Below are 25,728 nucleotides of genomic sequence, written 5' to 3'. Positions count from 1 at the left end.
CATGCGGCCGCGCAGGCGCGGCCGGAACCGGCGGCAAGACCCTTGCTGCGTGCGGCTGGTTCCTCGGTGACAGGCGGTCAGCCCGCCACCGGCATGAACCCGCTCGCAAGCCCCTGCCCCACCGACGATCGTCATCGATCATCTCCGAATATTTCGGGGAAGGCAACGCGCGCCGCCTCTTCGTCTATGACCAGGCGGGCCTCGTAGCTTTCGGGGTCGAACGGGTCGTCGAACGGCAGCACCTCGCGTCCGAACAGCCATGACAGGCGCCCCGCGTCCAGGTTGCCGCGCTCGAAAGGCTCGTCGCCAAACGACTCCCACAAGGCCGCCATGAAGGCCGCGTCGGCGCGGCGGTCGGCCGGCCTGCGATCGCGGTAGCGTTCGCGCCGGATCAGCGGGGCCGCGCCACGAGGATTTGCGCGCCTGATGGTGAACTGGAAATCCGTACCCGGCATGCGGCCGGGAAATCCACGATGCTTCAGCATGCCGTCCTCCGGTCGGGCCGGGATGCAGGGTGAAGCTGCGGCCGGGCCATGTGCGCTGTGTTCTGCGCTGCGGCGGGACGCGTGGGGGCCGCGCCATACGTCGCGCGGAGGACGGGATCGGGGACGGGCCCAGCGGCCCGTCCCGCGAAGGTCTTACTTGTACTTACCGGTGTAGACCGGCTCAACGCTGATCGGCTCGGGATCGACGATGACAACTTCTTCTTCCTGCTGGCCGCAGGCCGCGAGGCCAGCGACGAGGCCGAGTGCTGCAAGCAGTTTGATGCTCTTGGACATCTTTGTCTCCTGTCTGTTTCGTCTGCGCCCGGCACGCGCTGCGCCCGGGCCTGCGACGGTGTAACGATCGCATGGGTGCAATCGGTTCCAAAAATATCGAACGTTTCGAACGAAATATATGGGGCGGCAAGAGATGAGCGGCCCTGTGACACGATTGCCATATTCCGCCGGGTCAAACCGTCCGGAACTACAACATCTTGATTCGCGGGGGAGGCGACGACTACATGCAGTAGGCCGCAGGAAGGGCAGAAAAATATTTTCGGCCCCGCGGAACTGTGGGACCGGGTCGCGCAGGCCGTTGTCTCGGCCAGGCGCGGCCGCGGGGCCCGATGCATTTTCGCCACATGGCCACACACGTGCGCATCCGCACCGCAAAGCGGGCAGCCCCGACACCGTTTCCGGTCTCCTCCTGTCGGAGCTGCCGCGCGCCCGGCCTCGGCAGGGGCGCTTTTGACTTGTCGGGGGCCGGCGTTCATGCGGCCCACTTCGATGCGTGGGCGATCCAGCGCGCCCGCAGGCACGGATCGTCCAGAAGCGCCTCGATCCGCGTCTCGAGGCCGGGCGGAACCGGTCTGGCAGCCCGCCCACCGGCGGTGACGCGGATTCCGGTATCCCTTACGTCAATTTGTACCACCGGTGAAAAACCGCGCAAGCGCTGAAATGCGCGCCAGACATCCTGGCGCACCTGGTGCGCCAGGCGCGATGCGCGCAGCGGCGGGAAATCCGCGCTGGCCGCGACGTCGAAGCGCGGCGGCCAGTGCCGGGCAAGGGTGTAGCGCCCGCTCTCGCGGTGCTCGTACCATCCGCGCAGGGGAGCGGGTCCGGATTCGTCCAAGGCGATGCTCACAGCGGGATGTTGTCGTGCTTCTTCCACGGCATGCTCCGCCGCTTGTTGCGCAGCATGGCGAAGGCCCGTGACACCCGCCGCCGGGTCGAGCGCGGCTGGATCACCTCGTCGATGAAGCCGCGTTCGGCGGCGACGAACGGGTTGGCGAATCGCTCCTCGTATTCCTGCGCATGCGCCGCGATCTTGCCGGGATCGCCCAGGTCGGCACGGTGGATGATCTCGGCCGCGCCCTTGGCGCCCATCACCGCGATCTGCGCGGTGGGCCAGGCATAGTTCACGTCCGCGCGCAGGTGCTTGGACGCCATCACGTCGTAGGCGCCGCCATAGGCCTTGCGGGTAATCAGCGTGACCTTGGGCACGGTCGCCTCGCCGTAGGCGAACAGCAGCTTGGCGCCGTGCTTGATGACGCCGCCGAATTCCTGCCCCGTGCCGGGCAGGAAGCCGGGCACGTCCACCAGCGTCAGGATCGGAATCTCGAACGCGTCGCAGAACCGCACGAAGCGCGCGGCCTTGCGGCTGCTGTCGATGTCCAGCACGCCGGCCAGCACCATCGGCTGGTTCGCCACCACGCCCACACTCTGCCCTTCGAGCCGGATGAAGCCGGTGACGATGTTCTTGGCGAACTCCTCTTGGATCTCGTAGAAATCGCCCTCGTCCGCGACCTTGGTGATCAGCTCCTTCATGTCGTAGGGCTGGTTCGGGCTCTCGGGGATCAGCGTGTCGAGGCTGGTCTCCACGCGCTCGACATCGTCGAAGAACGGCCGCACCGGCGGCTTCTCGCGGTTGTTGAGCGGCAGGAAGTCGACCAGCCGGCGCACCTCGGCCAGCGCCTCGACGTCGTTCTCGAACGCGCCGTCGGCAACCGAGGATTTGCGCGTATGGGTCAGCGCGCCGCCCAGTTCCTCGGCGGTGACCTGCTCGTTGGTCACAGTCTTCACCACGTCGGGCCCGGTGACGAACATGTAGCTGCTGTCCTTCACCATGAAGATGAAGTCGGTCATCGCCGGCGAATAGACCGCCCCGCCCGCGCAGGGCCCCATGATGACGCTGATCTGCGGGATCACGCCCGAGGCCTCGACGTTGCGCTGGAAGATCTCGGCATAGCCCGCAAGGCTGTCGACGCCTTCCTGGATGCGCGCGCCGCCCGAATCGTTCAGCCCGATGACGGGCGCGCCGTTCTGCACCGCCATGTCCATGACCTTGCAGATCTTGCGGGCGTGGGTCTCGCTGACCGACCCGCCGAGGACGGTGAAATCCTGGCTGAAGACGTAGACCATGCGGCCGTTGATCGTGCCCCAGCCGGTAACCACGCCGTCGCCGTAGGGGCGGTTTTGCTCCATCCCGAAATCGGTGCAGCGGTGGGCCACGAACATGTCGTATTCCTCGAAGCTGCCCTCGTCGAGCAGCAGGTCGATGCGTTCGCGCGCCGTCAGCTTGCCCTTCGCGTGCTGGACATCGAGCCGTTTCTGCCCGCCGCCCAGCCGCGCCTGGCCGCGCCGGTTCTCGAGCTCCTGCAGGATATCCTTCATGCGTGTCCTCCGCCTGGCCGCGGCGCCGGAGGGGCCGCCACGGGTGGCACCATACGACACGGCGGATCGGTCTCAAGTCAAATCCGGCAAATTTGCAAAGCATGAAGAGGAGACGCGCGCAAAAACGCAAATCCGCAAATCGCACGGCCGCGCGCGGGCGCAGATGGACAAACCCGCGGCAGGGGCCTAACCCCTATCGCATGAACAGCGCCGTCAAGGTCCGCTTTCTGGACCGCTCCACCCCGCCGCATATCGCCACGCTCATCTTCATGTCCGGCCTCTCGGCGCTGGCCATGAACATCTTCCTGCCGTCCCTGCCGCAGATGACCGAGTATTTCGATACCGACTACCAGCTGATGCAGCTTTCGGTGGCGGTCTACCTGGGCGTCAACGCGGTGCTGCAGATCGTCGTGGGGCCGCTGTCGGACAAGCTCGGGCGCCGGCCGATGGTGCTGGGCGGTATCGCGCTGTTCTGCCTGGCCACGCTGGGCTGCCTGCTGGCGACGAACGTCTGGGTCTTCCTCGCCTTCCGCATGTGCCAGGCGGTGATCGTCGTCGCCATGGTGCTGAGCCGGGCGATCGTGCGCGACATGGTCCCGCAGGACCAGGCGGCGTCGATGATCGGTTACGTCACGATGGGCATGGCGGTGGTGCCCATGATCGGGCCCGCCATCGGCGGCCTGCTCGACCAGATCGCGGGCTGGCAGGCCAGCTTCTGGATGCTGCTCGCGCTGGGGATCGGCCTGTTCTGGCTGTGCTGGCGCGACCAGGGCGAGACGGCGACGGTCAGCGGACTGTCGCTGGGGCGCCAGTTCAGCCAGTACCCCGAGCTGTTCCGCGCGCCGCGCTTCTGGGGCTACGCCCTCGCGGCGGCCTTCGCGTCGGGGGCGTTCTTTTCCTACCTCGGCGGCGCGCCCTTCGTGGGCTCGGTGGTCTTCGGTCTCGATCCGGCGACGCTGGGCATCTATTTCGGCGCCCCGGCCGTCGGCTACTTCCTCGGCAACTGGGCGTCGGGGCGGTATTCGGCGCATTACGGCGTCAACCGGATGGTGCTGGTCGGCGCGATCATCGTCACCAGCGGCCTCGTGCTGTCGCTGGTGGTCTTCGCGCTGGGCTTCAAGACCCCGCTGACCTTCTTCGGCTTCATGACCTTCGTGGGCCTCGGCAACGGCATGACGATCCCCAACGCCACCGCCGGCATGCTGTCGGTGCGCCCGCACCTCGCGGGAACGGCCAGCGGCCTCGGCGGCGCGATCATGATCGGCGGCGGCGCGGGCCTGTCGGCCTTCGCCGGCGTGATCCTGCAGCCGGGCACGGGCGCCTGGCCGCTGCTGTGGCTGATGCTGTCGACCTCGGTCGCCGGTGTCGCGGCCATCGCCTTCGTCATCTGGCGCGAGCGGCAGCTGGAAAGGCTGGACACCGCCTGAGCGGTTTGCAAACGTCGCCGCCGACGCTGCAAATCCGCGAAAGCCCGCCATGCCCGCACCCAAGCTCTATGCCGGCGCCAAGCTGCGCGACCTGCGGACGCGGCTGGGCCTGACGCAGAAAGACTTTGCCGCGAAGCTGGGCGTGTCCCTGCCCTACCTGAACCAGATGGAGAACAACAACCGCCCCGTCAGCACGACGGTGGTGCTGGGGCTGGCGCAGGAATTCGGCTTCGACGTGACCGAACTGGGCTCGGGCGAATCCGAGCGCATGGTCACCGACATGCGCGAGGCGCTGGCCGACCCTGTCTTCAACGAAACGCCCGGCATGGCCGACCTGCGGCTGGCGGCGTCGAACGCGCCGGCGCTGGCCCGCGCGTTCCTGGAACTGCACCGCGCCTACCGCCAGACCCACGAACGGCTCGCCTCGCTAGACGAGGCGCTGGGTCGCGACGGCGCGCAGCTTCAGCCCAGCCCGTGGGAAGAGGTGCGCGACTTCTTCCACTATTGCGACAACTACATCGACGCGGTCGACCGCGCGGCCGAGCGCACGGCGCAAGGCTTCGGCGACCGCGACCCGATGGCCGCCGCGACCGAGCGGCTGGCGCATCACGGCATCACGGTGCGGGTCGAACGCACCGCGCCCCTGCGTGTGTTTGACGAGGCGCGGGGCACGCTAACCCTGTCGGCCCTGTCGCCGCCCGAGACGCGCCGCTTCCAGCTTCTGGTGCAGTTGGCACTAGTGACGCAGGCCCCGCTGCTGGGCGCGACGCTGGACCTCGCCCGTTTTCAGACGGACGAGGCGCGCCAGATCGCGCTTCTTGGGCTGGCCAACTACTTCGCGGGCGCCGTGGCGATGCCCTATGCGGCCTTCCTCGATGCCGCGCGGGAAACCCGGCACGACCTCGAACTGCTGGCGGCGCGCTTCGGCGCCTCGATCGAGCAGGTGGCGCACCGGCTGTCGACGCTGCAGCGCCCGGGCGCCAAGGGAATTCCGTTCTTCTTCGTCCGCGTCGACCAGGCCGGCACGATCACGAAACGCCATTCGGCCACGCGGCTGCAATTCGCCCGCTACGGCGGCGCCTGCCCGCTGTGGAACGTGCACCGCGCCTTCGAGACGCCGGGCCGCTTCCTGCGCCAGGCGGCGGAAACACCCGACGGCGTGCGCTACATCAGTCTTGCCCGCGACGTGTCGAAGCCCGGCGGCCATTTCGGCGCCCCGGTTCGCCGCTACGCCTTCGCGCTGGGATGCGAGACGCGGCATGCGGCGCAGATCGTCTATGCCGACGGACTGGACCTGCAAAGCGACCGCGCCTTCGAGCCGATCGGCATTTCCTGCCGGATCTGCGAACGCACCGCCTGCCACCAGCGCTCGGTCCCGCCGCTGGAACGCCGGCTCAGCGTCACCACCGACCGCCGCGACGTGCTGCCCTACCGGATCGAATGACCGGCTCGTTCTTCAGTCGACGCAGGGAAACCCGGCCGCAAGGCCCGCCGCAAGTGCTGCGTCCACCCGGTCGGGCGCACCGCCGAGGGCTGTCGCATCGGGGCGGAACCGCGACCGGAAGGCGCCCAGAACCGCGTCCTCCTGCCCCTCGGCCCAGCGGTATCCCGCCCTGCGAAGATCGACCCAGGCATCCCCCGGCGTGGCTGGCTCGGGCCAGACCGACAGGTCCTGAAGCGCCAGACGGCGCCAGTCGAAGCGGCGGCCGGGGTCGATCTTGCGGCCCGGCGCGATGTCGGAATGCGCCACCACGCGGGCGGACGGGATGCTCCAGCGCCGCATGATCCCGCGCAGCAGGTCCTCGAGCCGGTCCATCAGCGGGGCCGCGAAGGGCGTCGCCCCGTCATTGTCCAGCTCGATCCCGATCGAGCGGGAGTTCACATCCGCGCACGCGCCCCAGGCGCCCGCGCCAGCGTGCCACGCGCGGGCGTCCTCGTCGACCATCTGCCACAGGGTGCCGTCGCGACCGATCAGGTAATGCGCCGAGACCTGCGATTCCGGATTGCACAGCCAGTCGCGCGCCGCGACCGCATCCTTCATCGCCGTGTAGTGCAGGACGATCATGTCCGGCAGCGCGCCGTCGCGCCGCGCGCCGTGGTTGGGCGACGGCGCGGCGAGCGCCGAAGGCTCGCCCCTCAACTGCCGCGGATGGCGCGGAAGGGCGTCGGATCCCAGCGGCAGGCAAAGCCGTCGCCGTCGGGGTCGAGGTTCTCGCGGTCACGCTCGGGGCCGCCGGCGGCCAGGAACGCCTCCTGCGCGAGGTCGGGCTTGGCGAATTGCGCGCAGGCGCGCTGGTGGCCCGCCGCGGTTCGGATGCCCATCCGGCGATACAACTGCGTCCCGACGGGGTTGTCGGTCCGCAGCGCGTATTCGACGATGTTTGGCGTTTCGGTGCCCGGACGCGTGGGAACGACGGTCGGCGTGATCACCTGGTATTGCGCGCGGTTGCGCGCGATCAGGTTCGCGTCGGCCGCGATGTCACGCTCTTCGCTCACGGCATCGAAATCGTTCTCGGCCGAGATCCCGGCGGCGTTGCTCACGACCTCGGGCACCCCGGCACTGGCGCTACCGTCAGCCCCCAGCGTCGCGCTTTCGACCGCGGGCGCGGCCGGCACGCCGCCCGTCAACTCGGCCTCGCGCGCGGCGTATTCGTCGTAATCGCCAAAGCCCACGCCCGCGCCGCTGTCGGGAATCGACGTCGTGCAGGCGGCAAGCGACAGGGCCATCAGCCCGGGAAGAATGAAGATGCGCATGGTCAGCCCCTGAGTCTCGCGTGAACCGGCAGCTACCACCATTTCGCGGGCTTATCCACAAAGCCCGCGGCACGTTCCAGCGCATAGGCGGTATTCAGCAGATCGCCTTCCTCCCACGGGCGGCCGATCAGCTGCAGACCCAGCGGAAGACCCTTCCGGTCCAGCCCCGCCGGCACCGCGATGCCCGGCAGACCGGCCAGGTTCACCGTCACCGTGAACACGTCGTTGAGATACATCTGCACCGGGTCCGCCTGCTCCTGCCCCAGCGCGAAGGCCGAAGAGGGCGTGGCCGGCGTCAGGATCGCGTCGATGCCCTCGGCGAACACGGTCTCGAAGTCGCGCTTGATCAGCGTGCGGACCTTGCGCGCGCGGTTGTAATAGGCGTCGTAGAAGCCCGCCGACAGGACATAGGTGCCGATCATCACGCGGCGCTTGACCTCGTCGCCGAAGCCCTCGGCGCGGGTCTTCTCGTACATCTCGGTGATGCCGTCGCCCTGGCTCAGCGTCGCGCGGTGGCCGTAGCGCACCCCGTCGTAGCGCGCCAGGTTCGACGACGCCTCGGCCGGGGCGATCACGTAGTAGGCGGGCAGCGCGTACTTGGTGTGCGGCAGGCTGATGTCGCGGAGCTCGGCGCCCGCGTCCTGCAGCATCTTGCGTCCCTCGGACCACAGCGCCTCGATCTCGTCGGGCATGCCGTCCATGCGGTATTCGCGCGGGATGCCGATCACCTTGCCCTTGATGTCGCCGGTCAGCATGGATTCGAAGTCCGGCACGGGGAGGTCGGCGCTGGTCGAATCCTTCGGGTCGTGGCCGCACATCGCCTGCAGCAGGATCGCCGCGTCGCGCACGTCCTTGGCCATCGGCCCCGCCTGGTCGAGGGACGAGGCAAAGGCCACGATCCCCCAGCGCGAGCAGCGCCCGTAGGTCGGCTTGATCCCGGTGATGCCAGTGAAGGCCGCCGGCTGGCGGATCGACCCGCCGGTGTCGGTGCCGGTCGCGCCCAGGCACAGGTCGGCAGCCACCGCGGCGGCCGAGCCGCCCGAGGACCCGCCCGGCGTCAGCTTCGTCTCGTCGTTGCCGGCGCGCCACGGGTTCACCACATCGCCGTAGGTGCTGGTCTCGTTGCTGCTGCCCATGGCGAACTCGTCCATGTTCAGCTTGCCCAGCATCACCGCACCCGCGTCGAACAGCTGGCTGGTGACGGTGGATTCGTATTCCGGCCTGAACCCCTGCAGGATGCGCGAGGCCGCCTGGCTCGGCACGCCCTTGGTGCAGAACAGGTCCTTGATGCCCAGCGGGATGCCGCACAGCGCCGGCGCATCGCCGGCCTTCACGCGCGCATCGGCGGCGCGCGCCTGCTCGGTCGCGATCTCGGGCGTGTGGTGCACGAAGGCGTTCAGCGGGCCCGCCCCGTCGATCGCCTTCAGGCAGGCCTCGGTCAGCTCGATCGCGGTCACGTCGCCCTTGCGCAGCGCGTCACGCGCCTCGGCGATCTTCATCTTCGGCAGCTCGGTCATCTGTCTTCCCTCTGGATCGTCCGGTCGGAGTGGGCCGTGCGCCTCACTCGACGACCTTGGGCACGGCGAAGAAGCCTTCGCGGGCATCGGGTGCGTTCGACAGGACCTTGTCCTGCATGCCGCCGTCGGTCACGCCGTCCGGCCGGCGCTTCAGCCGCATCGGGGTGACCCCGGTCATCGGCTCGATGCCCTCGACGTCGACCTCCTGCAGCTGCTCGATGAAGCCCAGGATGGTGTTGAAATCCTGCGCGAGCCCTTCCAGGGCCTCGTCCTCGACCTTGATGCGCGCCAGTTTCGCCACGCGCGCGGCGGTTTCGGTGTCGATCGACATCGCGGGTTCCCCTTGCCTCGGATCGGCCCGGCTTTAGCGTCCCGCCGCCCGGCCCGCAAGCCTGTGGCGCCGCGGCACGACGATCGTTCAGCCGGCCCGTTCGCCCCACGCCGGGCCCGTCCGCCATTTGGACCGGCGCGCCGAAGCTGCTAGTGTCGCCTGCAGGCAAAGGCATGCACGGAATGGGAGACGCATCATGCAGATCATCTGGCTGGGTCATGGCAGCTTCCGCATCGAGATCGAGGACCAGGTGCTGCTGGTCGATCCGTGGCTGAACGGCAACCCGATGATGGAGGGCCAGGACGTCGACGCTGCCGTCGCGGGCGCGACGCAGATCCTTGTGACGCACGGACACGGCGACCACACCGCCGACATCGTCGAGATCTCGAAGAAGACCGGCGCGCCGGTCTCGGGGATCGTCGAACTGGCCGGCCTGCTGCACGGCATGGGCGCGGCCGAGGGGCAGGCCTTCAACAAGGGCGGCACGGTGCGCTTCGGCGACGTCGCGGTGACGATGGTGCCGGCCTCGCATTCGTCGTCAATGTCCGTGGACGGCGCGGCGCGCTACACCGGCATGGAGATCGGCTACATGATCGCGGGCGAAGGCCACGTGATCTACGTCTCGGGCGACACCGGGATCATGGCAGACATGGGTTGGATGGGCGAATACCACCGGCCCGACATCGGCATCCTGTCGACGGGCGGGCATTACACGATGGACATGAAGCAGGCGGCCTTCGCGGCGAAGAAATACTTCGACTTCAAGACCGTGATCCCGTGCCACTACCGCACCTTCCCGCTGCTCGAGCAATCCGCCGACGCGCTGAAACAGGGCCTGCCCGGCGTCGACGTGATCGAGCCGCAGGTGATGCAGCCCATCACCCTCTGAGGTGCCCGCGCCCACGGTCCTGATCGTCGCGCAGGCCGGCCGCCTGCAGGCCGAGGCGCTGCTCTTCGCCGCCTCGCTGGCCGAGACCTCGCCCTCAGCGCGCCTCGTGGTGGCCGAGCCGCAGCCCGGCCCGCTCTGGGACGACGATCCGCGGCTCGACCACGACGCGCGCGCCGCGCTGAGGCGGCTGGGCGCGACGATCCTGCCCTTCGACGCGAGGCATTTCGGCCGGACCTACCCGCAGGGCAACAAGATCGAGGCGCTATTCGCCCTGCCCGCGGACACGCCCTTCGTGTTCTTCGACACCGACACGCTGATCCTGGGCGACCTCGCCGCCGTGCCGCTCGACTTCGACCGGCCGGCGGCATCGCTGCGGCGCGAGGATACGTGGCCGAAGCCCGATATCGCGGGCCACGACCGCGCGGCGATCTGGCGCGCGCTCTACGACCGTTTCGACCTCGACATCGACGGCAGCCTAGACACGGCCCACGCGCCGGACGACTGGCGCCGCTACCTCTATTTCAACGCCGGCTTCTTCCATTTCCGCTGCCCCCATGTCTTCGGGCAGCGCTTCCTGCACATCGCGCAAACGATCCGCGACGCGCCCCCGCCCGAACTGGCGGGCCAAAGCCTCGACCCGTGGCTCGACCAGGTGGCGCTGCCGCTGGTGATCCACGGGCTTGGCGGCGGGCGCGACGCGCTGGAGCCCGGCTGGCTCGACGGGCGGACCTCGTGCCACTGGCGGGCGCTGCCGCTGCTCTATGCCCGCGAATCCGACGCCGTGGTGGACACTGTGGAACGCATCGCCAACCGCCCCGACCTGAAGCCCCTGCTGGCGCGCCACGCGCCCCTGCGCAAGCTGGTCCACGAGGGCGGCGGCGCCCGGATCCGCGCGATGTTCGACCGCACCGCCCTGCCTGCGCAGGAACGCGACCTCCGCAAGCGCATCCGCGCCGCGGGGCTGTGGCTGCGCTGACGGAACCCGGCCGTCCCCGGGGCGGTTTCCACGCCATGACACAGATCCCCGACATGCTGTTCCAGGGCTGGACCGGAATCCTGCGCGTGCTGATCGTCGGCACGCTGGCCTATGCAGGCCTGCTGATCTTCCTGCGCGTCTCGGGCAAGCGCACGCTGGCCAAGCTCAACGCCTTCGACCTCGTGGTCAGCGTGGCGCTCGGCTCGACCCTCGCGACCATCCTGCTGTCGGATTCGGTCGCGCTGGCCGAGGGGATGACGGCCTTCGCGCTGCTGATCTTCCTGCAATGGCTGGTCGCGCGGCTGTCGGTCGCCTCGCACGGCTTTGCCCGCACCGTGCGCTCCGAGCCCCGCATCCTGATGCACAACGGCGAGCCCTGCCCCCGCGCCATGCGGGCCGAGCGCGTCACCGAGGACGAGCTCGCGCAGATCCTGCGCGCCAACGGATCGACCCAGCCGGACGACGCCGACACCGTCATCCTCGAAAGCGACGGGTCCTTCAGCGTGATCGCCCGCGACTTCACCGGGCACGTGCGCACCGCCCGCGTCGGCCTTCCCGACGAGGCGCGCTAGGCGACGGCAAAGATTGTCGCGTCCCCTCCAAGCCGCTAGTGATTCCGCAAGCGACACAGCAGCATCTCCGGAGGGACAGCCCATGACCGACACGCCCCGCTACGGCTTCGGCACGCTTCAGATCCACGCCGGCGCCCGCCCCGACCCCGCCACCGGCGCGCGGCAGGTGCCGATCTACCAGACCACCGCCTACGTCTTCCGCGACGCCGAGCACGCCGCCGCGCTCTTCAACCTGCAGGAAGTCGGCTACATCTACTCGCGCCTGACCAACCCGACGGTCGCGGCGCTGCAGGAACGCGTGGCCACGCTGGAGGGCGGCGCCGGCGCGGTCTGCTGCTCGTCCGGGCACGCGGCGCAGATCATGGCGCTGTTCCCGCTGATGGGACCGGGGCGGAACGTCGTCGTCTCGACGCGGCTCTACGGCGGGTCGATCACCCAGTTCAGCCAGACCATCAAGCGCTTCGGTTGGTCCGCCCGCTTCGTCGACTTCGACGATGTCGAGGCCATCGCCGCCGCCATCGACGAGGACACCCGCGCGGTGTTCTGCGAATCCATCGCCAACCCCGGCGGCTACATCACCGACCTCGACGCGGTGGCCAAGGTCGCCGACGCCGCCGGCCTGCCGCTGATCGTCGACAACACCTCGGCCACGCCGTACCTCTGCCGCCCGATCGAGCACGGCGCCACGCTGGTCGTGCACTCGATGACCAAGTTCCTGACCGGCAACGGCACCGTGACCGGCGGCTGCGTCGTCGATTCGGGCAAGTTCGACTGGTCCGCCTCGGACAAGTTCCCGTCGCTGAGCGAGCCCGAGCCCGCCTATCACGGCCTGAAGTTCCACGAGACCTTCGGCCCGCTGGCCTTCACCTTCCACGGCATCGCCATCGGGCTGCGCGATCTCGGCATGACGCTGAACCCGCAGGCGGCGCACTACACCCTGATGGGGATCGAGACGCTGTCCCTGCGGATGGAGCGGCACGTGAAGAACGCCGTCGAGGTCGCCGGCTGGCTGGAAAAGCACCCGGCGGTAAAGGCCGTGACTTATGCCGGGCTGCCCTCGTCGCCGTGGCACGATCGCGTCGCACGGATCTGCCCCAAGGGCGCGGGCGGGCTCTTCACGGTGACGCTGAAGGGCGGCTACGACGCGTGCATGACGCTGGTCGACAGCCTGGAAATCTTCAGCCACGTGGCCAACCTCGGCGACACGCGCAGCCTGGTGATCCACTCGGCCAGCACGACGCACCGCCAGCTGACCGAGGAACAGCAGATCGCGGCCGGGGCCGCACCGGACGTGGTGCGCATCTCGATCGGGATCGAGGACGCCAAGGACCTGATCGCCGATCTCGACCAGGCGCTGGCCAAGGCCGGCTGATCCGCCGGCGTCATTCGCCGGAACGCGTCGGCCGGTCCGCGACCGGCCGGCGCGCGCATCACTGCTCCAGGTTCCAGACCATGGTCACCCGCGCGGTGACCGACGTGCTGCCCGGCTCGACCGGCACGCCGCGCGAGGCTTCCATCGCCATCATCGGCCGCGGCCCTCCGCCGTTCTCGGTCTCCTCCGAGATCGAGCGGATCCCGCCCAGCGCGACGCCGGCCGCGTCGGCGTAAAGCTGCGCCTTCGCGCGCGCATCCTCGACCGCGTCGCGACGGGCGTCGTTCATCACCGGGCGCGGGTCCTGCAGCGTGAATTGCAGCGACGACAGCCGGTTCGCCCCGTCCTCGAGCACCGCCTGAAGCACCGGCCCCAGCGAGTCGAGCTCGCGCACCTGCACCGACAGCTGGTTGGAGGCCTCGAAACCCTCGAACTGCGCTTGGCCCGACATGTCGTTCTCGCGCACCGGGTACAGCGACAGGTCCGTCGTCTGCATGTCGGCGGGCGCGATCCCGGCCGCGCCCAGGCGCTGGATGATCGCCTCGGCGGTGGTGGATGCCGCGTTCATCGCGTGGCTGGCGCGGGCCGCGCGTTCCGTGACGCCGACGGTGACCACCGCCATGTCGGGCGCGACGTTTCGGCTGCCCTCGCCCGTGACCGTCAGCGTGGATTGTGCGGCTGCGGGCAAGGCCATCGCCAGCAGGATCGCGGTGAGAAGTGCACGCATCGGCGTTTTCCTTTCCGAGGTTTTCCGGTGTCGCGGCATCTTGCGCCCCGCACCGCCCGATACAAGCCCGTCGCCGCGGCATTCTTTCCCTTGGCGGAGTCTTGCTGTAGGCTTGGTCGACGCTGCGCGTCCGGGGATGTCCGGACCGCAAGGGCCGTGTTAAGGACGCAGGATGGTATCGACGCTCGCGCTGTCATTGTCCTTCGAGGGGATCACCCTGCTGCGGCGAGATCCCGGGGGGTGGCAGACGCTCGGCCACGTGGCGGTCGATGACCCCGATCTCAACGCCGCGATGGCGCGCCTGCGCGACCGCGCGATCCGGGCCGACGCGCAGGGCGATGCCGTTCTCCTGCTTCTGCCCGAGGCGCAGATCCGCTTTCTCGACCTGCCCGCGCCCGACGCCGACCCGGCCGGGGCGGCGCGCGCGGCGATGCGCGGCGCCACCCCCTATGCCGTCTCCGAGCTGACGATCGACCACGTGATGGACGGCGCGACGCTTTATGTGGCCGCCGTCGCCAACGAGACCCTGGCCGAGGCCGAGACCTTCGCCCGCAGCCACGGCTTCCGCCCGGCCGGCTTCGCCGCGCTGCCCCCCGAGGGCGCGTTCCCCGGCACGGTCCTGTTCGGCGCCCCCGCCGCGTGGGACGGCCCCGCCCACGCGCGGCCCGACGTGCCCGCCGTCATCCTGCCCGCGCAAGTGGCACAGGCCGGCGACGAGCCCGCGGTGTCGGAGGATGCCGCCGCCACGCCCCCCCCGCCGGACGAGAGCGCACCGCCGCTGACATTCGCCAGCCGCCGCGCGGCTGCCGCACCGGACCCGGCGAAACCGGCGGACGACCCGACCGCCGGCCCCGCGGCCGCCGCCAAGCACCGCGCGAATGACGCAACGCCGCGCCACGCGACCCGACCCAAACAGCCCGCTTCCAAGGCCGCACCCGCGGTCGATGCGAAGATCGCCACCGCGGCCGGTGCGAGCGCCGGGCCCGCGGTCAGTGCGAACTTGGCCGCTGGAAAGGCCGCACCGGTGTCCTCCTCCGGCGCAAGGCCCGCCGCGCCGCCGGTCACGCCCACCGCGCTGCAGGGCGCGGCCTTCCGCCAGCGCATCCTCGACCGTGCGCGCGAGGCGCAGGCCGCCGCGTCCGCCACGCCGGAGCAGCCCTCGGAGCAGCCCCGCGGCCGGCGCGGCATGCGCACCGAGCGGCCCGCCCTCGCCGCCAACGGCCTGCCCGGCGGCGGCGGCGCGAAAGGACGGAAGGTGGGGCTGGCCGTAACCGCGGCGCTGCTGGTGGCGCTGGCGATGGTGGCGTTCTGGTCCCTGCGCGACGCGCCCCTGACCAGCGCGCTGCCCGTCCCGGTGGCCAGCCTCCCCCCATCCCAGGACGACACGCCGCAGGACCCGCCGCCCCTCGATACCGGGCAGGTGCCCGCGCCGCTTCCGCAAACCGCGCCGCAAGGCGACGACACCGAGGTGGCCGCGCGCGAGCCGGATGACGAGCTGCTCGATGTCCCGGCCGCGCCGGACACCACCGCCCTCGAACCGCCCCCGCTTCCGCTGACCCCGGAGGAGGCAGCCGCCACCTATGCCGCCACCGGCATCTGGCAGCGCGCCCCGGAACAACCCGCCCGCCCCGAGACCGGCAGCGTCGAGGATCTCTACGTCGCCTCGATCGACCCGGATGTCGGGCAGTTCGACGCCGTCGCCCTGCCGCCCGCGCGCGGCTACGCGCCGGACGCACCCCCGGCCGATCCCGCCCCGCCGCCGCCCGCGGGCGTCACCTTCACGCTGGACGACCGCGGCCTGGTCGCCGCCACGCCGGATGGCGCGCTCACGCCCCACGGGCACCGCGTCTTCTCGGGGTCGCCGCCGGCGGTGCCGCCGCTGCGCGAGGCCGCTCTGCCCGCGCCCGCGCCCGAGACTGAAACCGGAACCGAGAGCGACGCCGCGGCCCCGCCCGCGTCGCAGAGCGCCGGGCTTCGTCCCGCCGCGCGCCCGGACGACCTGGTCGAACAGCGCGAACGGGCGACCCTGCAGGGCCTGTCGCGCGACGAACTGGCGGATTTCCGCCCAGCGCTGCGCCCGGAATCGGCGCAAGCGCAGGCAGAACCGGACACGCCGGCGGCCACCGACGAAGCGGTGGCGCAATCGCTGGCGCCGGTGCGCCGGCCGGGCACGCTCGCCGACGTGGTCGCCACGGTCCGCGAAAGTGCCCCCGCGCAGGCCGCACCCCGGCCCCAGACCGTGCCCGACCTGCCCACCACGGCCGAGGTCGCCCGCGCGGCGACCGTGCGCGACGCCGTCGATCTCAGCAGAACGACACTGTTCGGCATCTACGGCGACGCCTCGGCCCGGCGCGCACTGGTGCGGCTGCCGAACGGACAATACGAGAAGGTGAAGGTGGGCGACCGGCTGGACGGCGGCCAAGTCCTTGCCATCAGCGAGACCGAGCTGCGCTACCGGAAGCGCGGCAGGACCATCACGCTGGACATGCCGCAGGGCTGATCCTTCGAGCCGCCCCCGCCGCAAGGGGCTGCAAGGGAAAGGCGGGCCGCGTCCTTAGCGCCGCCCGCCGCAATCGTCACTCGGCCTCGGACAACTCTCCGCTCTCGATCTGCTCGCGCTCGATCGATTCGAACAGCGCCTTGAAGTTGCCCTCGCCGAAGCCGTCGTCGCCCTTGCGCTGGATGAACTCGAAGAAGATCGGCCCGATCACCGTCTTCGAGAAGATCTGCAGCAGGATGCGCGTCTCGCCCCCGTCGACCACGCCCTCGCCGTCGATCAGGATGCCGTGCTTCTTCATGCGGTCGATCGGCTCGTCGTGGCCGGTCACGCGGTCGAAGCTCATGTCGTAATAGGTGTCGGGCGGTGCCGGCATGAACCGGATGCCGTTCTCGGCGATCCTGTCGGTCGCCTCGTAGATGTCGCGCGCGCCCACGGCGATGTGCTGGATGCCCTCGCCGTTGTACTTCTTGAGATAGGCCACGATCTGGCCCTTCTCGTCCCGGTCCTCGTTGATCGGAATGCGGATGCGCCCGCAGGGCGACGTCAGCGCACGGCTGGTCAGGCCGGTATACTTGCCCGAGATGTCGAAGAAGCGGATCTCGCGGAAGTTGAACAGGTCGCCGTAGAAGCGGAACCACGTGTCCATGTTGCCCTTGAACACGTTGTGCGTGAGGTGGTCGAGATACCAGAAGCCGACGCCGCGCGGCTTGGATTGCGCGATCCAGTCGAACTCGTCGTTGTAGGGCGAGGTGTCGTAGTACTGGTCAGTGAAGTAGATCAGGCTGCCGCCGATCCCCTTGATCGCGGGCCAGTCGACGGTCTTGTCGTCGCCCTCGTAAGGCTCGGCGCCGTTCTTCACCGCGTGCTCGAAGGCATGCTCGGCATCGACCACGCGCCACGCCATCGACGGCGCGCAGGGGCCGTGCTCCTCGACGAAGCGGGCGGCGAAGCTGCCCGGCTCGGCGTTGAGGACGTAGGTGATGTCGCCCTGCTGCCAAAGCTCGACCGCCTTGGTCTTGTGCGTGGCGACATGCTCGTAGCCCATCTTTGCGAAGAGGTCGCGCAGCTCCTGCGGCTCGGGATGCGCGAACTCGACGAACTCGAAGCCGTCGGTGCCGGCGGGGTTCTCGTCGGTGATCTTCGCCTGGGGGGCGTCGTGCGGGAACGGGCCCATGGTCTCTCCTCCTGTCTGGATTTGGAACAGATATATGTTGGCCCGCACGCGGCTGCTGCGCATTGGCGTGTCGATTCTGACGCCGGATGCGACGCGATTGCGTCCGGACGCCTGTTCGTGCGAAGTATCCGCATGGATCTCGACTCGGTGGACATCGCGCTTCTCGACGCCCTGCAACGCGACGGGCAGGCCACGGCGCAGGATCTGGGCGCCCGGCTGAACCTGTCGCCCAGTCAGGCCGGCCGGCGCCGACAGCGGCTCGAGGCGGCCGGCATCATCGAGGGCTACCGCGCGGCGCTTGCCCCGGAACGGCTGGGCCTCGCGGTGCAGGCCTTCGTCCAGGTGCAACTGTCGCGCCACGGCGCCGAACAGGCGCGCGAATTCGCCCGGCTGCTGGACACCCGGGCCGAGATCACCTCGGCCTGGACGATGACCGGCGAGGCCGATTACCTGCTGCGCGTCTGGTGCCGGGACCTGCAGGCGCTCAACCGCCTGATCCACGAGGACCTTCTGGCCAACCCGCTGGTGGCGCGGGTGCACAGCCAGATCGTGATGAACCAGCCCAAGGCGGATTCGCCCCTGCCGATCGAGTGAACGCGACGGGCTGCAGGGGGCTTTCCCCGTTCGTCCTGCGGCCAGTCCGGCGCCCGGCGGCTGCGGCGCGGAAACCGTCACGGTTTCCGGCACGCACCTCCGCCAGCGGGGCACCATGAACAGAAGACGCCGCTGCCGGTCGGCCGGAGCCCGCGCTCACGCACACCGGCCGCAAGGGCGACAGCCACATTCGGCACCGGCGCGGGGCCACTCAGATCCGGCCCGAAGGTTGACGAATCCTGAATCCGCCTCTGTAACCCGTTGATTTCCCGTGGGGCGAAACATGTCCCACCGTGGGACACGCCTAGAACGGCACGTCGTCCGCCGCCGTCACGAAGCGCGCCACCACCTTCTTCGTGCCCGCCTTCTCGAAGGCGATCTCCAGCTTGTCGCCCTCGATTCCGGCCACGGCGCCGTAGCCGAATTTCTGGTGGAACACCCGCTCTCCGACCGAGAAGGCGCTGACCGCCTCGAGGTCGATCACCTGGTGGCGGCTTTCGCGCGGCTGGCTGACCGGCCGCTGGGCCGAGCGTTCCTGCAGCCGCCGCCATCCGGGCGAGTTGTAGACGTCGGCGCGGCTGGCTTTGTCCTGAAGGTCCGATTCCGCGGCCGTCCGCATCACCGGCGACGCGCCCGCCGCCATGCCGCTTGCGCCATAGCCGCCGCCATACAGACCCGGCGGGGTCAGCACCTCGACATGATCTGCCGGCAACTCGTCCACGAAGCGCGAGGGCATCTGCGACTGCCACTGCCCGAACACCCGCCGGTTGCCCGCGAACGAGATGGTGCAGACCTCTTCGGCCCGGGTGATGCCGACATAGGCCAGCCGGCGCTCCTCCTCGAGGCCCTTCACGCCCGACTCGTCCATCGAGCGCTGCGACGGGAACAACCCGTCCTCCCAACCCGGCAGGAAGACGACCGGGAATTCCAGCCCCTTGGCCGCGTGCAGCGTCATGATGCTGACCTTCGCACCGGCCTCGTCGGATTCGTTGTCCATCACCAGGCTGACATGCTCGAGGAACCCCTGCAGGTTCTCGAAGCCTTCCAGCGCCTTCACGAGTTCCTTCAGGTTCTCCAGCCGACCCGGCGCCTCGGGCGTCTTGTCGTTCTGCCACATCGCCGTGTAGCCGGATTCGTCCAGCACGATCTCGGCCAGTTCCATGTGCGAGAGGTCCTTGTCGCCGGTCATCCGGCCCCAGCGGGCAAGACCGGCGACAAGCTCGCGCAGCGCGGCGGCACCCTTGCCCTTGATCGCGCCCTGCTCGACCGCCAGCGCCGCACCGTCCAGCAGCGACACGCCGTTGTCGCGCGCGATGCGCTGGATCGTCTGCTGCGCCTTGTCGCCGAGGCCGCGCTTGGGCGTGTTCACCACGCGCTCGAACGCGAGATCGTCGGCGGGCGAGACGACCAGCCGGAAGTAGGCCATCGCGTCCCGGATCTCCATCCGCTCGTAGAAGCGCGGGCCGCCGATCACGCGGTAGGGCAGCCCGATCGTCAGGAAGCGGTCCTCGAAGGCGCGCATCTGGTGCGACGCGCGGACGAGGATCGCCATGTCGTCGAGGCTGAACGGCCGCATTCCGCGCGTGCCGTTCTGCATCGACTCGATCTCCTCGCCGATCCAGCGTGCCTCTTCCTCGCCGTCCCAGTGGCCGATCAGGCGCACCTTCTCGCCCTCGGCGGCGTCGGTCCACAGCTCCTTGCCCAGCCGGCTTTCGTTGCCGCGGATGACGTTCGACGCGGCGGCGAGGATATGCGGGGTCGAGCGGTAGTTCTGTTCCAGCCGCACCACGTGCGCGCCCTCGAAATCCTTCTCGAAGCGCAGGATGTTGCCCACCTCCGCGCCGCGCCAGCCATAGATCGACTGATCGTCGTCACCCACACAGCAGATGTTGCGATGCCCCTGCGCCAGCAGGCGCAGCCACAGGTACTGCGCCACGTTCGTGTCCTGGTACTCGTCGACAAGAATGTACCGGAACCAGCGCTGGTATTTTTCGAGCACGTCGGGATAGTTGCGGAAGATCGTGACCATGTGCAGCAGCAGGTCGCCGAAGTCGCAGGCGTTCAGTTCTTTCAGACGGGCCTGGTACATCCCATACAGCTCAACCGCAGTAACTAACCGACGGCCTACTGCGCCACTTTCCCAATTTCGCGACCTGAACTCGTAAGACCTAGTTGCTGAAGAAATTTCCTGAGACGAGTAAAGCCGCTCTCCCCACAATTCTGAGTCCTCTTTCGCAGGCACTCTGTCGGGGGTCCACGCATTGTTTTTCCAACGATCAAAGAGCGAAGCAATTGCTCGCGGCGGATGCCGTTTCTCATCGATCTCATAAGCTTGAAGTAGCTGCTTCAAAGTCCGTTTCTGATCATCTGTGTCCAGAATCGTGAAGTTCGACTTCAGCCCCGCCAGTTCGGCGTGGCGGCGCAGCAGCTTGACGCAGATGGCGTGGAACGTGCCCAGCCAGGGCATCCCCTCGGCAGGCTGTCCCAGCATCTGGCCCACGCGGTTCTTCATCTCGCGCGCGGCCTTGTTGGTGAAGGTCACGGCCAGGATCTCGTTCGGTCGAGCGCGGCCGGTCGACAGCAGGTGCACGATCCGCGCAGTGAGCGCGCGGGTCTTGCCGGTGCCCGCGCCTGCCAGCATCAGGACGGGGCCGTCCAGCGTCTCGACCGCCTGGCGTTGCGCCGGATTGAGGCCGTCCAGGTACGGCGCAGGCCGCGCCGCCATCGCGCGCGCGGACAGCGAGGCGCCCTCGAAGGCGTCCATGTCGTCGAAGCTGCTCATGCCTCCAATCTAGCCCCTGCGCGGCCGGATGGAAAGCGTGTGTTCCCGTCTTGTTCCGACCCATTTCGCCAGATCGGCGAAAACGCCTTCGGCGCGGCGTGTTGCGGGCATGGACAAATGCGCGCGGGCGGGCATGAGTACGCGGATGACTCTCGATCTCGACTATCCCGCCGTGTCCGACCTGCGCCGCGCCGCGCGCCGGCGCATCCCGCATTTCGCATTCGAATACCTCGACAGCGGCACCGGGCGCGAGCTTCAGGTGGCCGCCAACCGCGCGGCGCTGGACGCGGTGCGGTTCCTGCCCGGCATCCTGCCGGGCGAGGTCGCGCCGGATTTCGCCACGCAGTTCCTGGGCGAGAACTGGTCGCGCCCCTACGGAATCGCGCCGCTGGGCATGTCCGGGCTGATCTGGCCGGGAGCCGAGGCGATGCTGGCGCGCTTCGCGCACGAGGTCGGCATTCCCTACGCGCTGTCCACCGTCGCCACGCGCCTGCCCGAGGATATCGGCCCGCTGACCGGCGGGCGCGGCTGGTTCCAGTTGTACTGCCCGCGCGACCCCGAGATTCGCCGCGACATGCTGGCGCGCGCCAGGACATCCGGCTTCTCGACACTGGTCTTCACCGTCGACGTTCCCGACGATTCGCGACGCGAACGTCAACGTCGCGCGCGGCTGACCCTGCCGCCCCGGATCACACCACGCGTGGTGTGGGAGGTGGCGACCCGTCCCCGGTGGGCGCTTGGCACATGGCGCGTGGGCGAACCGCGCATCCGCCTGCCCGAAAGCTATGTCGGCGACCGCGCTTCGCGCGACAGCACGGCCCATGCCGGCCACGTGATCCGCGGTGCGCCCGACTGGGACACCCTGCGCGCGCTGCGCGAGGAATGGGACGGACCGATGATCGTGAAGGGCGTAATGGACCCGGTGTCCGGTCGCCGCCTGATGGACGAAGGTGTCGACGCAATCTGGATATCGAACCACGGCGGCCGGCAGTTCGAGCCCGGCCCGGCTTCTCTGGACGTGCTGCCGGGGATGCGCGCCGCCCTGCCCGACACGCCGCTGATCTTCGACAGCGGGGTCGCGTCGGGCGTGGACGTGCTGCGCGCGCTGGCGCTGGGGGCGGATTTCGTGATGCTGGGGCGGGCGTGGCACTACGCGCTGGGGGCGCTGGCCGAACGCGGGCCGGCGCATCTGCACCACATCCTGACCGAGGACATGCGCCTGAACATGGCCCAGATCGGGGCGCACCGGATGACGGACCTGGCCGCGAGGCTGTGGCGGGGCGACTTCCCCGACTTGGCGATCGCTGGCGGCGCGCGGAATCCGGGTGCCGGTGCCGATGGGTTGCACAGCGGCTGATTGCCGCTAACATCGCCGCGATGCAGCATCGCCAAGTCCGCGACGCTGCACCGCCGCAAACACGAGCACCGACCCCGTGCGGGCCGGTATCTCAGGAACCCCTTGCTCCGCGCCGTTCGCGGGGCCCCAGGCCGGGAAGACGTCAATGACCAGCTTTTCCAAGATCCTCATCGCCAACCGCGGCGAGATCGCCATCCGCATCATGCGCGCGGCCAACGAGATGGGAAAGAAGACGGTCGCCGTCTACGCCGAAGAGGACAAGTTGGGCCTGCACCGCTTCAAGGCAGACGAGGCGTACCGCATCGGCGAAGGCCTCGGCCCCGTGCAGGCCTACCTGTCGATCCCCGAGATCATCCGTGTAGCCAAAGCCAGCGGCGCCGACGCGATCCACCCCGGCTATGGCCTGCTGTCCGAAAACCCCGAATTCGTCGACGCTTGCGACGAGGCCGGCATCACCTTCATCGGTCCGCGGGCCGAGACGATGCGCGCGCTCGGCGACAAGGCCAGCGCACGGCGCGTGGCGATCGAGGCCGGCGTGCCCGTCGTCCCCGCCACCGAGGTGCTGGGCGACGATTTCGACGCCATCGCGCGCGAGGCCGATAAGGTCGGCTATCCGCTGATGCTCAAGGCATCCTGGGGCGGCGGCGGGCGCGGCATGCGTCCGATCAACGGCCCGGACGAGCTGAAGGAGAAGGTGCTGGAAGGCCGGCGAGAGGCCGAGGCCGCCTTCGGCAACGGCGAAGGCTATCTCGAGAAGATGATCCAGCGCGCCCGCCACGTCGAGGTTCAGATCCTCGGCGACAAGGCGGGCAACATCTACCACCTTTACGAACGCGACTGCTCGGTCCAGCGGCGCAACCAGAAGGTCGTGGAACGCGCCCCCGCGCCCTACCTGTCCGAAGCCCAGCGCGAGGAGATCTGCGAGCTTGGCCGCAAGATTTGCGCCCACGTGAACTACGAATGCGCCGGCACGGTCGAGTTCCTGATGGACATGGATTCGGGCGAATTCTACTTCATCGAGGTCAATCCGCGCGTCCAGGTCGAACACACCGTCACCGAGGAAGTGACCGGCATCGACATCGTGCAGGCGCAGATCATGATCGCCGAGGGCAAGAGCCTTGCCGAGGCGACCGGCAAGGCATCGCAATACGATATCCGCCTGAACGGCCACGCGCTGCAGACCCGGATCACCACCGAGGATCCGCAGAACACCTTCATCCCCGATTACGGCCGCATCACCGCCTACCGCGCCGCGACCGGTATGGGCATCCGGCTGGACGGCGGGACGGCCTACGCGGGCGGCGTCATCACCCGGTTCTACGATTCGCTGCTGGTGAAGGTCACCGCCTGGGCGCAGACGCCGGAAAAGGCGATCGCCCGGATGGACCGCGCGCTGCGCGAATTCCGCATCCGCGGCGTGACCACGAACATCGAGTTCGTCATCAACCTGCTGCGGCACGAGACCTTCCGCACCAACCAGTATTCCACCCGGTTCATCGACACCACGCCCGAGCTGTTCACCTTCGCCAAGCGGCGCGACCGCGGCACCAAGGTGCTGACCTACATCGCCGACATCACCGTCAACGGCCACCCCGAGGTCGAGGGCCGCCCGCGCCCCGCTGCCGACCTGAAGCCGCCGCGCATGCCCGACCTGCGTGCGGAATCGCCCGCCCCCGGCACGCGCACCCTGCTGGAGGACAAGGGTCCGCAGGCGGTGGCCGACTGGATGGCCGCGCAAAAGCAGCTGCTGATCACCGACACCACGATGCGCGACGGGCACCAGTCTCTGCTGGCCACGCGCATGCGCTCGATCGACATGATCCGCGCGACGCCCGCCTACGCGCACAACCTGCCGCAGCTGTTCAGCGTCGAATGCTGGGGCGGTGCCACCTTCGACGTCGCCTACCGCTTCCTGCAGGAATGCCCGTGGCAGCGCCTGCGCGACATCCGCGAGCGGCTGCCCAACGTGATGACCCAGATGCTGCTGCGCGGCGCCAACGGGGTGGGCTACACCAACTATCCCGACAACGTGGTGCAGTTCTTCGTGCGTCAGGCCGCCGAGTCCGGCGTCGACGTGTTCCGCGTGTTCGACAGCCTCAATTGGGTCGAGAACATGCGCGTGGCGATGGACGCCGTTCTGGACAGCGGGAAGGTGCTGGAAGGCACGATCTGCTACACCGGTGACATCCTCGACCCCGACCGCGCGAAATACGACCTGAAATATTACGTGGCGATGGGCAAGGAGCTGCGTGACGCGGGCGCGCACGTCCTCGGCCTCAAGGACATGGCGGGGCTGATGAAGGCGCCCGCCGCCGGCCCGCTGGTGCGCGCGCTGAAGGACGAGGTCGGGCTGCCGATCCACTTCCACACGCATGATACCAGCGGCGCTGCCATCGCCACGATCATCGCCGCCGCCGATGCGGGCGTCGACGCGGTCGATGCCGCGATGGACGCGCTGTCGGGCAACACCAGCCAGCCGACGTTGGGCTCGGTCGTCGAGGCGTTCCGCCACACCGAGCGCGACACCGGGCTGGACATCGGCGCGATCCGCGCGATCTCCAACTACTTCGAGGCCGTGCGCGGGCAGTACGCCGCCTTCGAATCGGCCCAGCAGGCGCCGGCGTCCGAGGTCTACCTGCACGAGATGCCCGGCGGGCAGTTCACGAACCTAAAGGCGCAGGCGCGCAGCCTGGGGCTGGAAGAGCGCTGGCACGAGGTGGCGCAGACCTATGCCGACGTGAACCGGATGTTCGGCGACATCGTGAAGGTCACGCCGTCGTCCAAGGTGGTGGGCGACATGGCGCTGATGATGGTCAGCCAGGGCCTGACCCGCGCCGAGGTCGAGGACCCGGACCGCGACCTGAGCTTTCCGGATTCGGTGATCGACATGATGCGCGGCAATCTCGGCCAGCCGCCGGGCGGGTGGCCGAAGGCGATCCAGAAGAAGGTACTGAAGGACGAGAAGCCCTTCACCGACCGGCCCGGAAAGCACGCCAAGCCCGTCGACATCGAGGAGGCGCGCGCCGAGGCGTCGAAGGCGCTGGACGGGCGCGAGATCGACGACGAGGATCTCGCCGGCTACCTGATGTATCCCAAGGTCTTCCTCGACTACGCCCGCCGCCACGAGACCTACGGGCCCGTGCGGGTGCTGCCGACGCCGACCTTCTTCTACGGCATGGAACAGGGCGACGAGATCTCTGCAGAGATCGACCCGGGCAAGACGCTGGAGATCCGCCTGCAGGCGGTGGGCGACACCCAGGACGACGGCGAGGTGCGGGTCTTCTTCGAACTGAACGGCCAGCCGCGCACGATCCGGGTGGCCGACCGCAAGGCCAAGGCCGTCAGCGGCGCGCGGCCCAAGGCCGAGCTGGGCAACCCGAACCACGTGGGCGCGCCGATGCCCGGCGTGGTGGCCAGCGTCGTGGTCCAGCAGGGCCAGACGGTCAAGGAAGGCGACATGCTGCTGACCATCGAGGCGATGAAGATGGAGACCGGCCTGCATGCCGAGCGGGACGGGACGGTCAAGGCGATCCACATCCAGCCGGGCGGGCAGATCGATGCCAAGGACCTGCTGATCGAGCTGGAATGAGGGTGTCCCACG

General features: G+C 69.1%; 21 protein-coding genes. 10 read left to right on the top strand and 11 right to left on the bottom strand.

Going from position 1 to position 25,728, the window contains the following annotated elements; genetic code table 11:
• Positions 1–131: 131 nt before the first annotated feature.
• The 4 genes from BLW27_RS11535 to BLW27_RS11525 all read right to left on the bottom strand — a co-directional run bounded on the left by BLW27_RS11535 (position 132) and on the right by BLW27_RS11525 (position 3,155).
• Positions 132–485 (bottom strand): hypothetical protein, encoded by a 354-nt coding sequence (locus BLW27_RS11535; protein ID WP_089883422.1) that lies wholly within the window; start codon positions 483–485, stop codon positions 132–134.
• 153 nt (positions 486–638) lie between these two features.
• The gene (locus BLW27_RS21185; RefSeq protein WP_177177881.1) at positions 639–779 is read right to left on the bottom strand and encodes a hypothetical protein; all 141 of its coding nucleotides are present in this window, start codon (positions 777–779) and stop codon (positions 639–641) included.
• Positions 780–1,251: 472 nt separating this feature from the next.
• Complete coding sequence (locus BLW27_RS11530; RefSeq protein WP_245710849.1) at positions 1,252–1,626, bottom strand: hypothetical protein; 375 nt, start codon at positions 1,624–1,626, stop codon at positions 1,252–1,254.
• Positions 1,623–3,155 carry an acyl-CoA carboxylase subunit beta gene (locus BLW27_RS11525; RefSeq protein ID WP_089883420.1) on the bottom strand — a complete coding sequence of 511 codons (1,533 nt, stop codon included), beginning with the start codon at positions 3,153–3,155 and terminating at the stop codon, positions 1,623–1,625. Before BLW27_RS11525 ends, BLW27_RS11530 begins: the two co-directional genes overlap by 4 nt.
• Before the next feature lie 200 nt (positions 3,156–3,355).
• Between BLW27_RS11525 and BLW27_RS11520 the strand changes: the two genes are divergently transcribed.
• Together BLW27_RS11520 and BLW27_RS11515 are read left to right on the top strand one after the other, a co-directional pair.
• Positions 3,356–4,582, top strand: a complete 1,227-nt coding sequence (locus BLW27_RS11520; protein ID WP_089883418.1) for a multidrug effflux MFS transporter — start codon at positions 3,356–3,358, stop codon at positions 4,580–4,582.
• Positions 4,583–4,631: 49 nt separating this feature from the next.
• Positions 4,632–6,026, top strand: coding sequence for a helix-turn-helix domain-containing protein (locus BLW27_RS11515; protein WP_089883415.1), 1,395 nt, complete (start codon positions 4,632–4,634; stop codon positions 6,024–6,026).
• Positions 6,027–6,038: 12 nt separating this feature from the next.
• Here the strand turns inward: BLW27_RS11515 and BLW27_RS11510 are convergent, their stop codons facing one another.
• Genes BLW27_RS11510 through gatC form a run of 4 tightly spaced genes read right to left on the bottom strand, consistent with a single transcriptional unit; the run spans position 6,039 to position 9,184 of the window.
• Positions 6,039–6,722: an N-acetylmuramoyl-L-alanine amidase gene (locus tag BLW27_RS11510; RefSeq protein ID WP_483862382.1), complete on the bottom strand. Its 684-nt coding sequence runs from the start codon at positions 6,720–6,722 to the stop codon at positions 6,039–6,041.
• Entirely contained in the window at positions 6,719–7,336 is a 618-nt protein-coding gene (locus BLW27_RS11505) for a hypothetical protein (protein WP_089883413.1), read from the bottom strand. The genes BLW27_RS11510 and BLW27_RS11505 overlap by 4 nt, the downstream gene beginning before the upstream one ends.
• Positions 7,337–7,368: 32 nt before the next feature.
• Positions 7,369–8,853 (bottom strand): Asp-tRNA(Asn)/Glu-tRNA(Gln) amidotransferase subunit GatA, encoded by a 1,485-nt coding sequence (gene gatA / locus BLW27_RS11500; protein ID WP_089883411.1) that lies wholly within the window; start codon positions 8,851–8,853, stop codon positions 7,369–7,371.
• Between the two features lie 43 nt (positions 8,854–8,896).
• Positions 8,897–9,184 (bottom strand): Asp-tRNA(Asn)/Glu-tRNA(Gln) amidotransferase subunit GatC, encoded by a 288-nt coding sequence (gene gatC / locus BLW27_RS11495; protein ID WP_089883408.1) that lies wholly within the window; start codon positions 9,182–9,184, stop codon positions 8,897–8,899.
• A 196-nt stretch (positions 9,185–9,380) separates the two neighbouring features.
• On the opposite strand from gatC, the gene BLW27_RS11490 reads away from it, so the two are divergent.
• From BLW27_RS11490 to BLW27_RS11475, 4 genes are all read left to right on the top strand, one after another.
• Positions 9,381–10,073, top strand: a complete 693-nt coding sequence (locus BLW27_RS11490) for a metal-dependent hydrolase (RefSeq protein WP_089883406.1) — start codon at positions 9,381–9,383, stop codon at positions 10,071–10,073.
• A gap of 1 nt (position 10,074) precedes the next feature.
• Positions 10,075–11,049 (top strand): hypothetical protein, encoded by a 975-nt coding sequence (locus tag BLW27_RS11485; protein ID WP_089883404.1) that lies wholly within the window; start codon positions 10,075–10,077, stop codon positions 11,047–11,049.
• Positions 11,050–11,084: 35 nt separating this feature from the next.
• Positions 11,085–11,621 carry a DUF421 domain-containing protein gene (locus tag BLW27_RS11480; protein WP_089883402.1) on the top strand — a complete coding sequence of 179 codons (537 nt, stop codon included), beginning with the start codon at positions 11,085–11,087 and terminating at the stop codon, positions 11,619–11,621.
• Positions 11,622–11,703: 82 nt separating this feature from the next.
• Positions 11,704–12,993, top strand: coding sequence for an O-acetylhomoserine aminocarboxypropyltransferase/cysteine synthase family protein (locus BLW27_RS11475; protein WP_089883399.1), 1,290 nt, complete (start codon positions 11,704–11,706; stop codon positions 12,991–12,993).
• 58 nt (positions 12,994–13,051) lie between these two features.
• On the opposite strand, the gene BLW27_RS11470 is transcribed toward BLW27_RS11475, so the two are convergent.
• Positions 13,052–13,720 (bottom strand): SIMPL domain-containing protein, encoded by a 669-nt coding sequence (locus BLW27_RS11470; protein ID WP_089883397.1) that lies wholly within the window; start codon positions 13,718–13,720, stop codon positions 13,052–13,054.
• Between the two features lie 172 nt (positions 13,721–13,892).
• Here BLW27_RS11470 and BLW27_RS11465 point away from each other — a divergent pair, with 172 nt between their 5' ends.
• Complete coding sequence (locus BLW27_RS11465) at positions 13,893–16,220, top strand: hypothetical protein (protein WP_089883394.1); 2,328 nt, start codon at positions 13,893–13,895, stop codon at positions 16,218–16,220.
• Positions 16,221–16,296: 76 nt separating this feature from the next.
• Here the strand turns inward: BLW27_RS11465 and hppD are convergent, their stop codons facing one another.
• Positions 16,297–17,394, bottom strand: coding sequence for a 4-hydroxyphenylpyruvate dioxygenase (hppD, locus tag BLW27_RS11460; RefSeq protein ID WP_089883392.1), 1,098 nt, complete (start codon positions 17,392–17,394; stop codon positions 16,297–16,299).
• A gap of 132 nt (positions 17,395–17,526) precedes the next feature.
• On the opposite strand from hppD, the gene BLW27_RS11455 reads away from it, so the two are divergent.
• Positions 17,527–17,988: an Lrp/AsnC family transcriptional regulator gene (locus BLW27_RS11455; protein ID WP_089883390.1), complete on the top strand. Its 462-nt coding sequence runs from the start codon at positions 17,527–17,529 to the stop codon at positions 17,986–17,988.
• A 304-nt stretch (positions 17,989–18,292) separates the two neighbouring features.
• On the opposite strand, the gene BLW27_RS11450 is transcribed toward BLW27_RS11455, so the two are convergent.
• Positions 18,293–20,770 carry an ATP-dependent helicase gene (locus BLW27_RS11450; protein WP_089883388.1) on the bottom strand — a complete coding sequence of 826 codons (2,478 nt, stop codon included), beginning with the start codon at positions 20,768–20,770 and terminating at the stop codon, positions 18,293–18,295.
• Between the two features lie 145 nt (positions 20,771–20,915).
• Here BLW27_RS11450 and BLW27_RS11445 point away from each other — a divergent pair, with 145 nt between their 5' ends.
• Together BLW27_RS11445 and BLW27_RS11440 are read left to right on the top strand one after the other, a co-directional pair.
• Positions 20,916–22,127, top strand: coding sequence for an alpha-hydroxy acid oxidase (locus BLW27_RS11445; protein WP_089883386.1), 1,212 nt, complete (start codon positions 20,916–20,918; stop codon positions 22,125–22,127).
• 145 nt (positions 22,128–22,272) lie between these two features.
• Complete coding sequence (locus BLW27_RS11440) at positions 22,273–25,716, top strand: pyruvate carboxylase (protein ID WP_089883384.1); 3,444 nt, start codon at positions 22,273–22,275, stop codon at positions 25,714–25,716.
• The last annotated feature ends 12 nt before the right edge of the window (positions 25,717–25,728 follow it).

It is taken from the genome of Citreimonas salinaria (genome assembly GCF_900107235.1).
GTDB classification, from domain to species: Bacteria; Pseudomonadota; Alphaproteobacteria; order Rhodobacterales; family Rhodobacteraceae; genus Citreimonas; species Citreimonas salinaria.
Note: the sequence above shows the minus strand (reverse complement) of the source record. Positions and strands in the feature narration are given on the sequence as shown.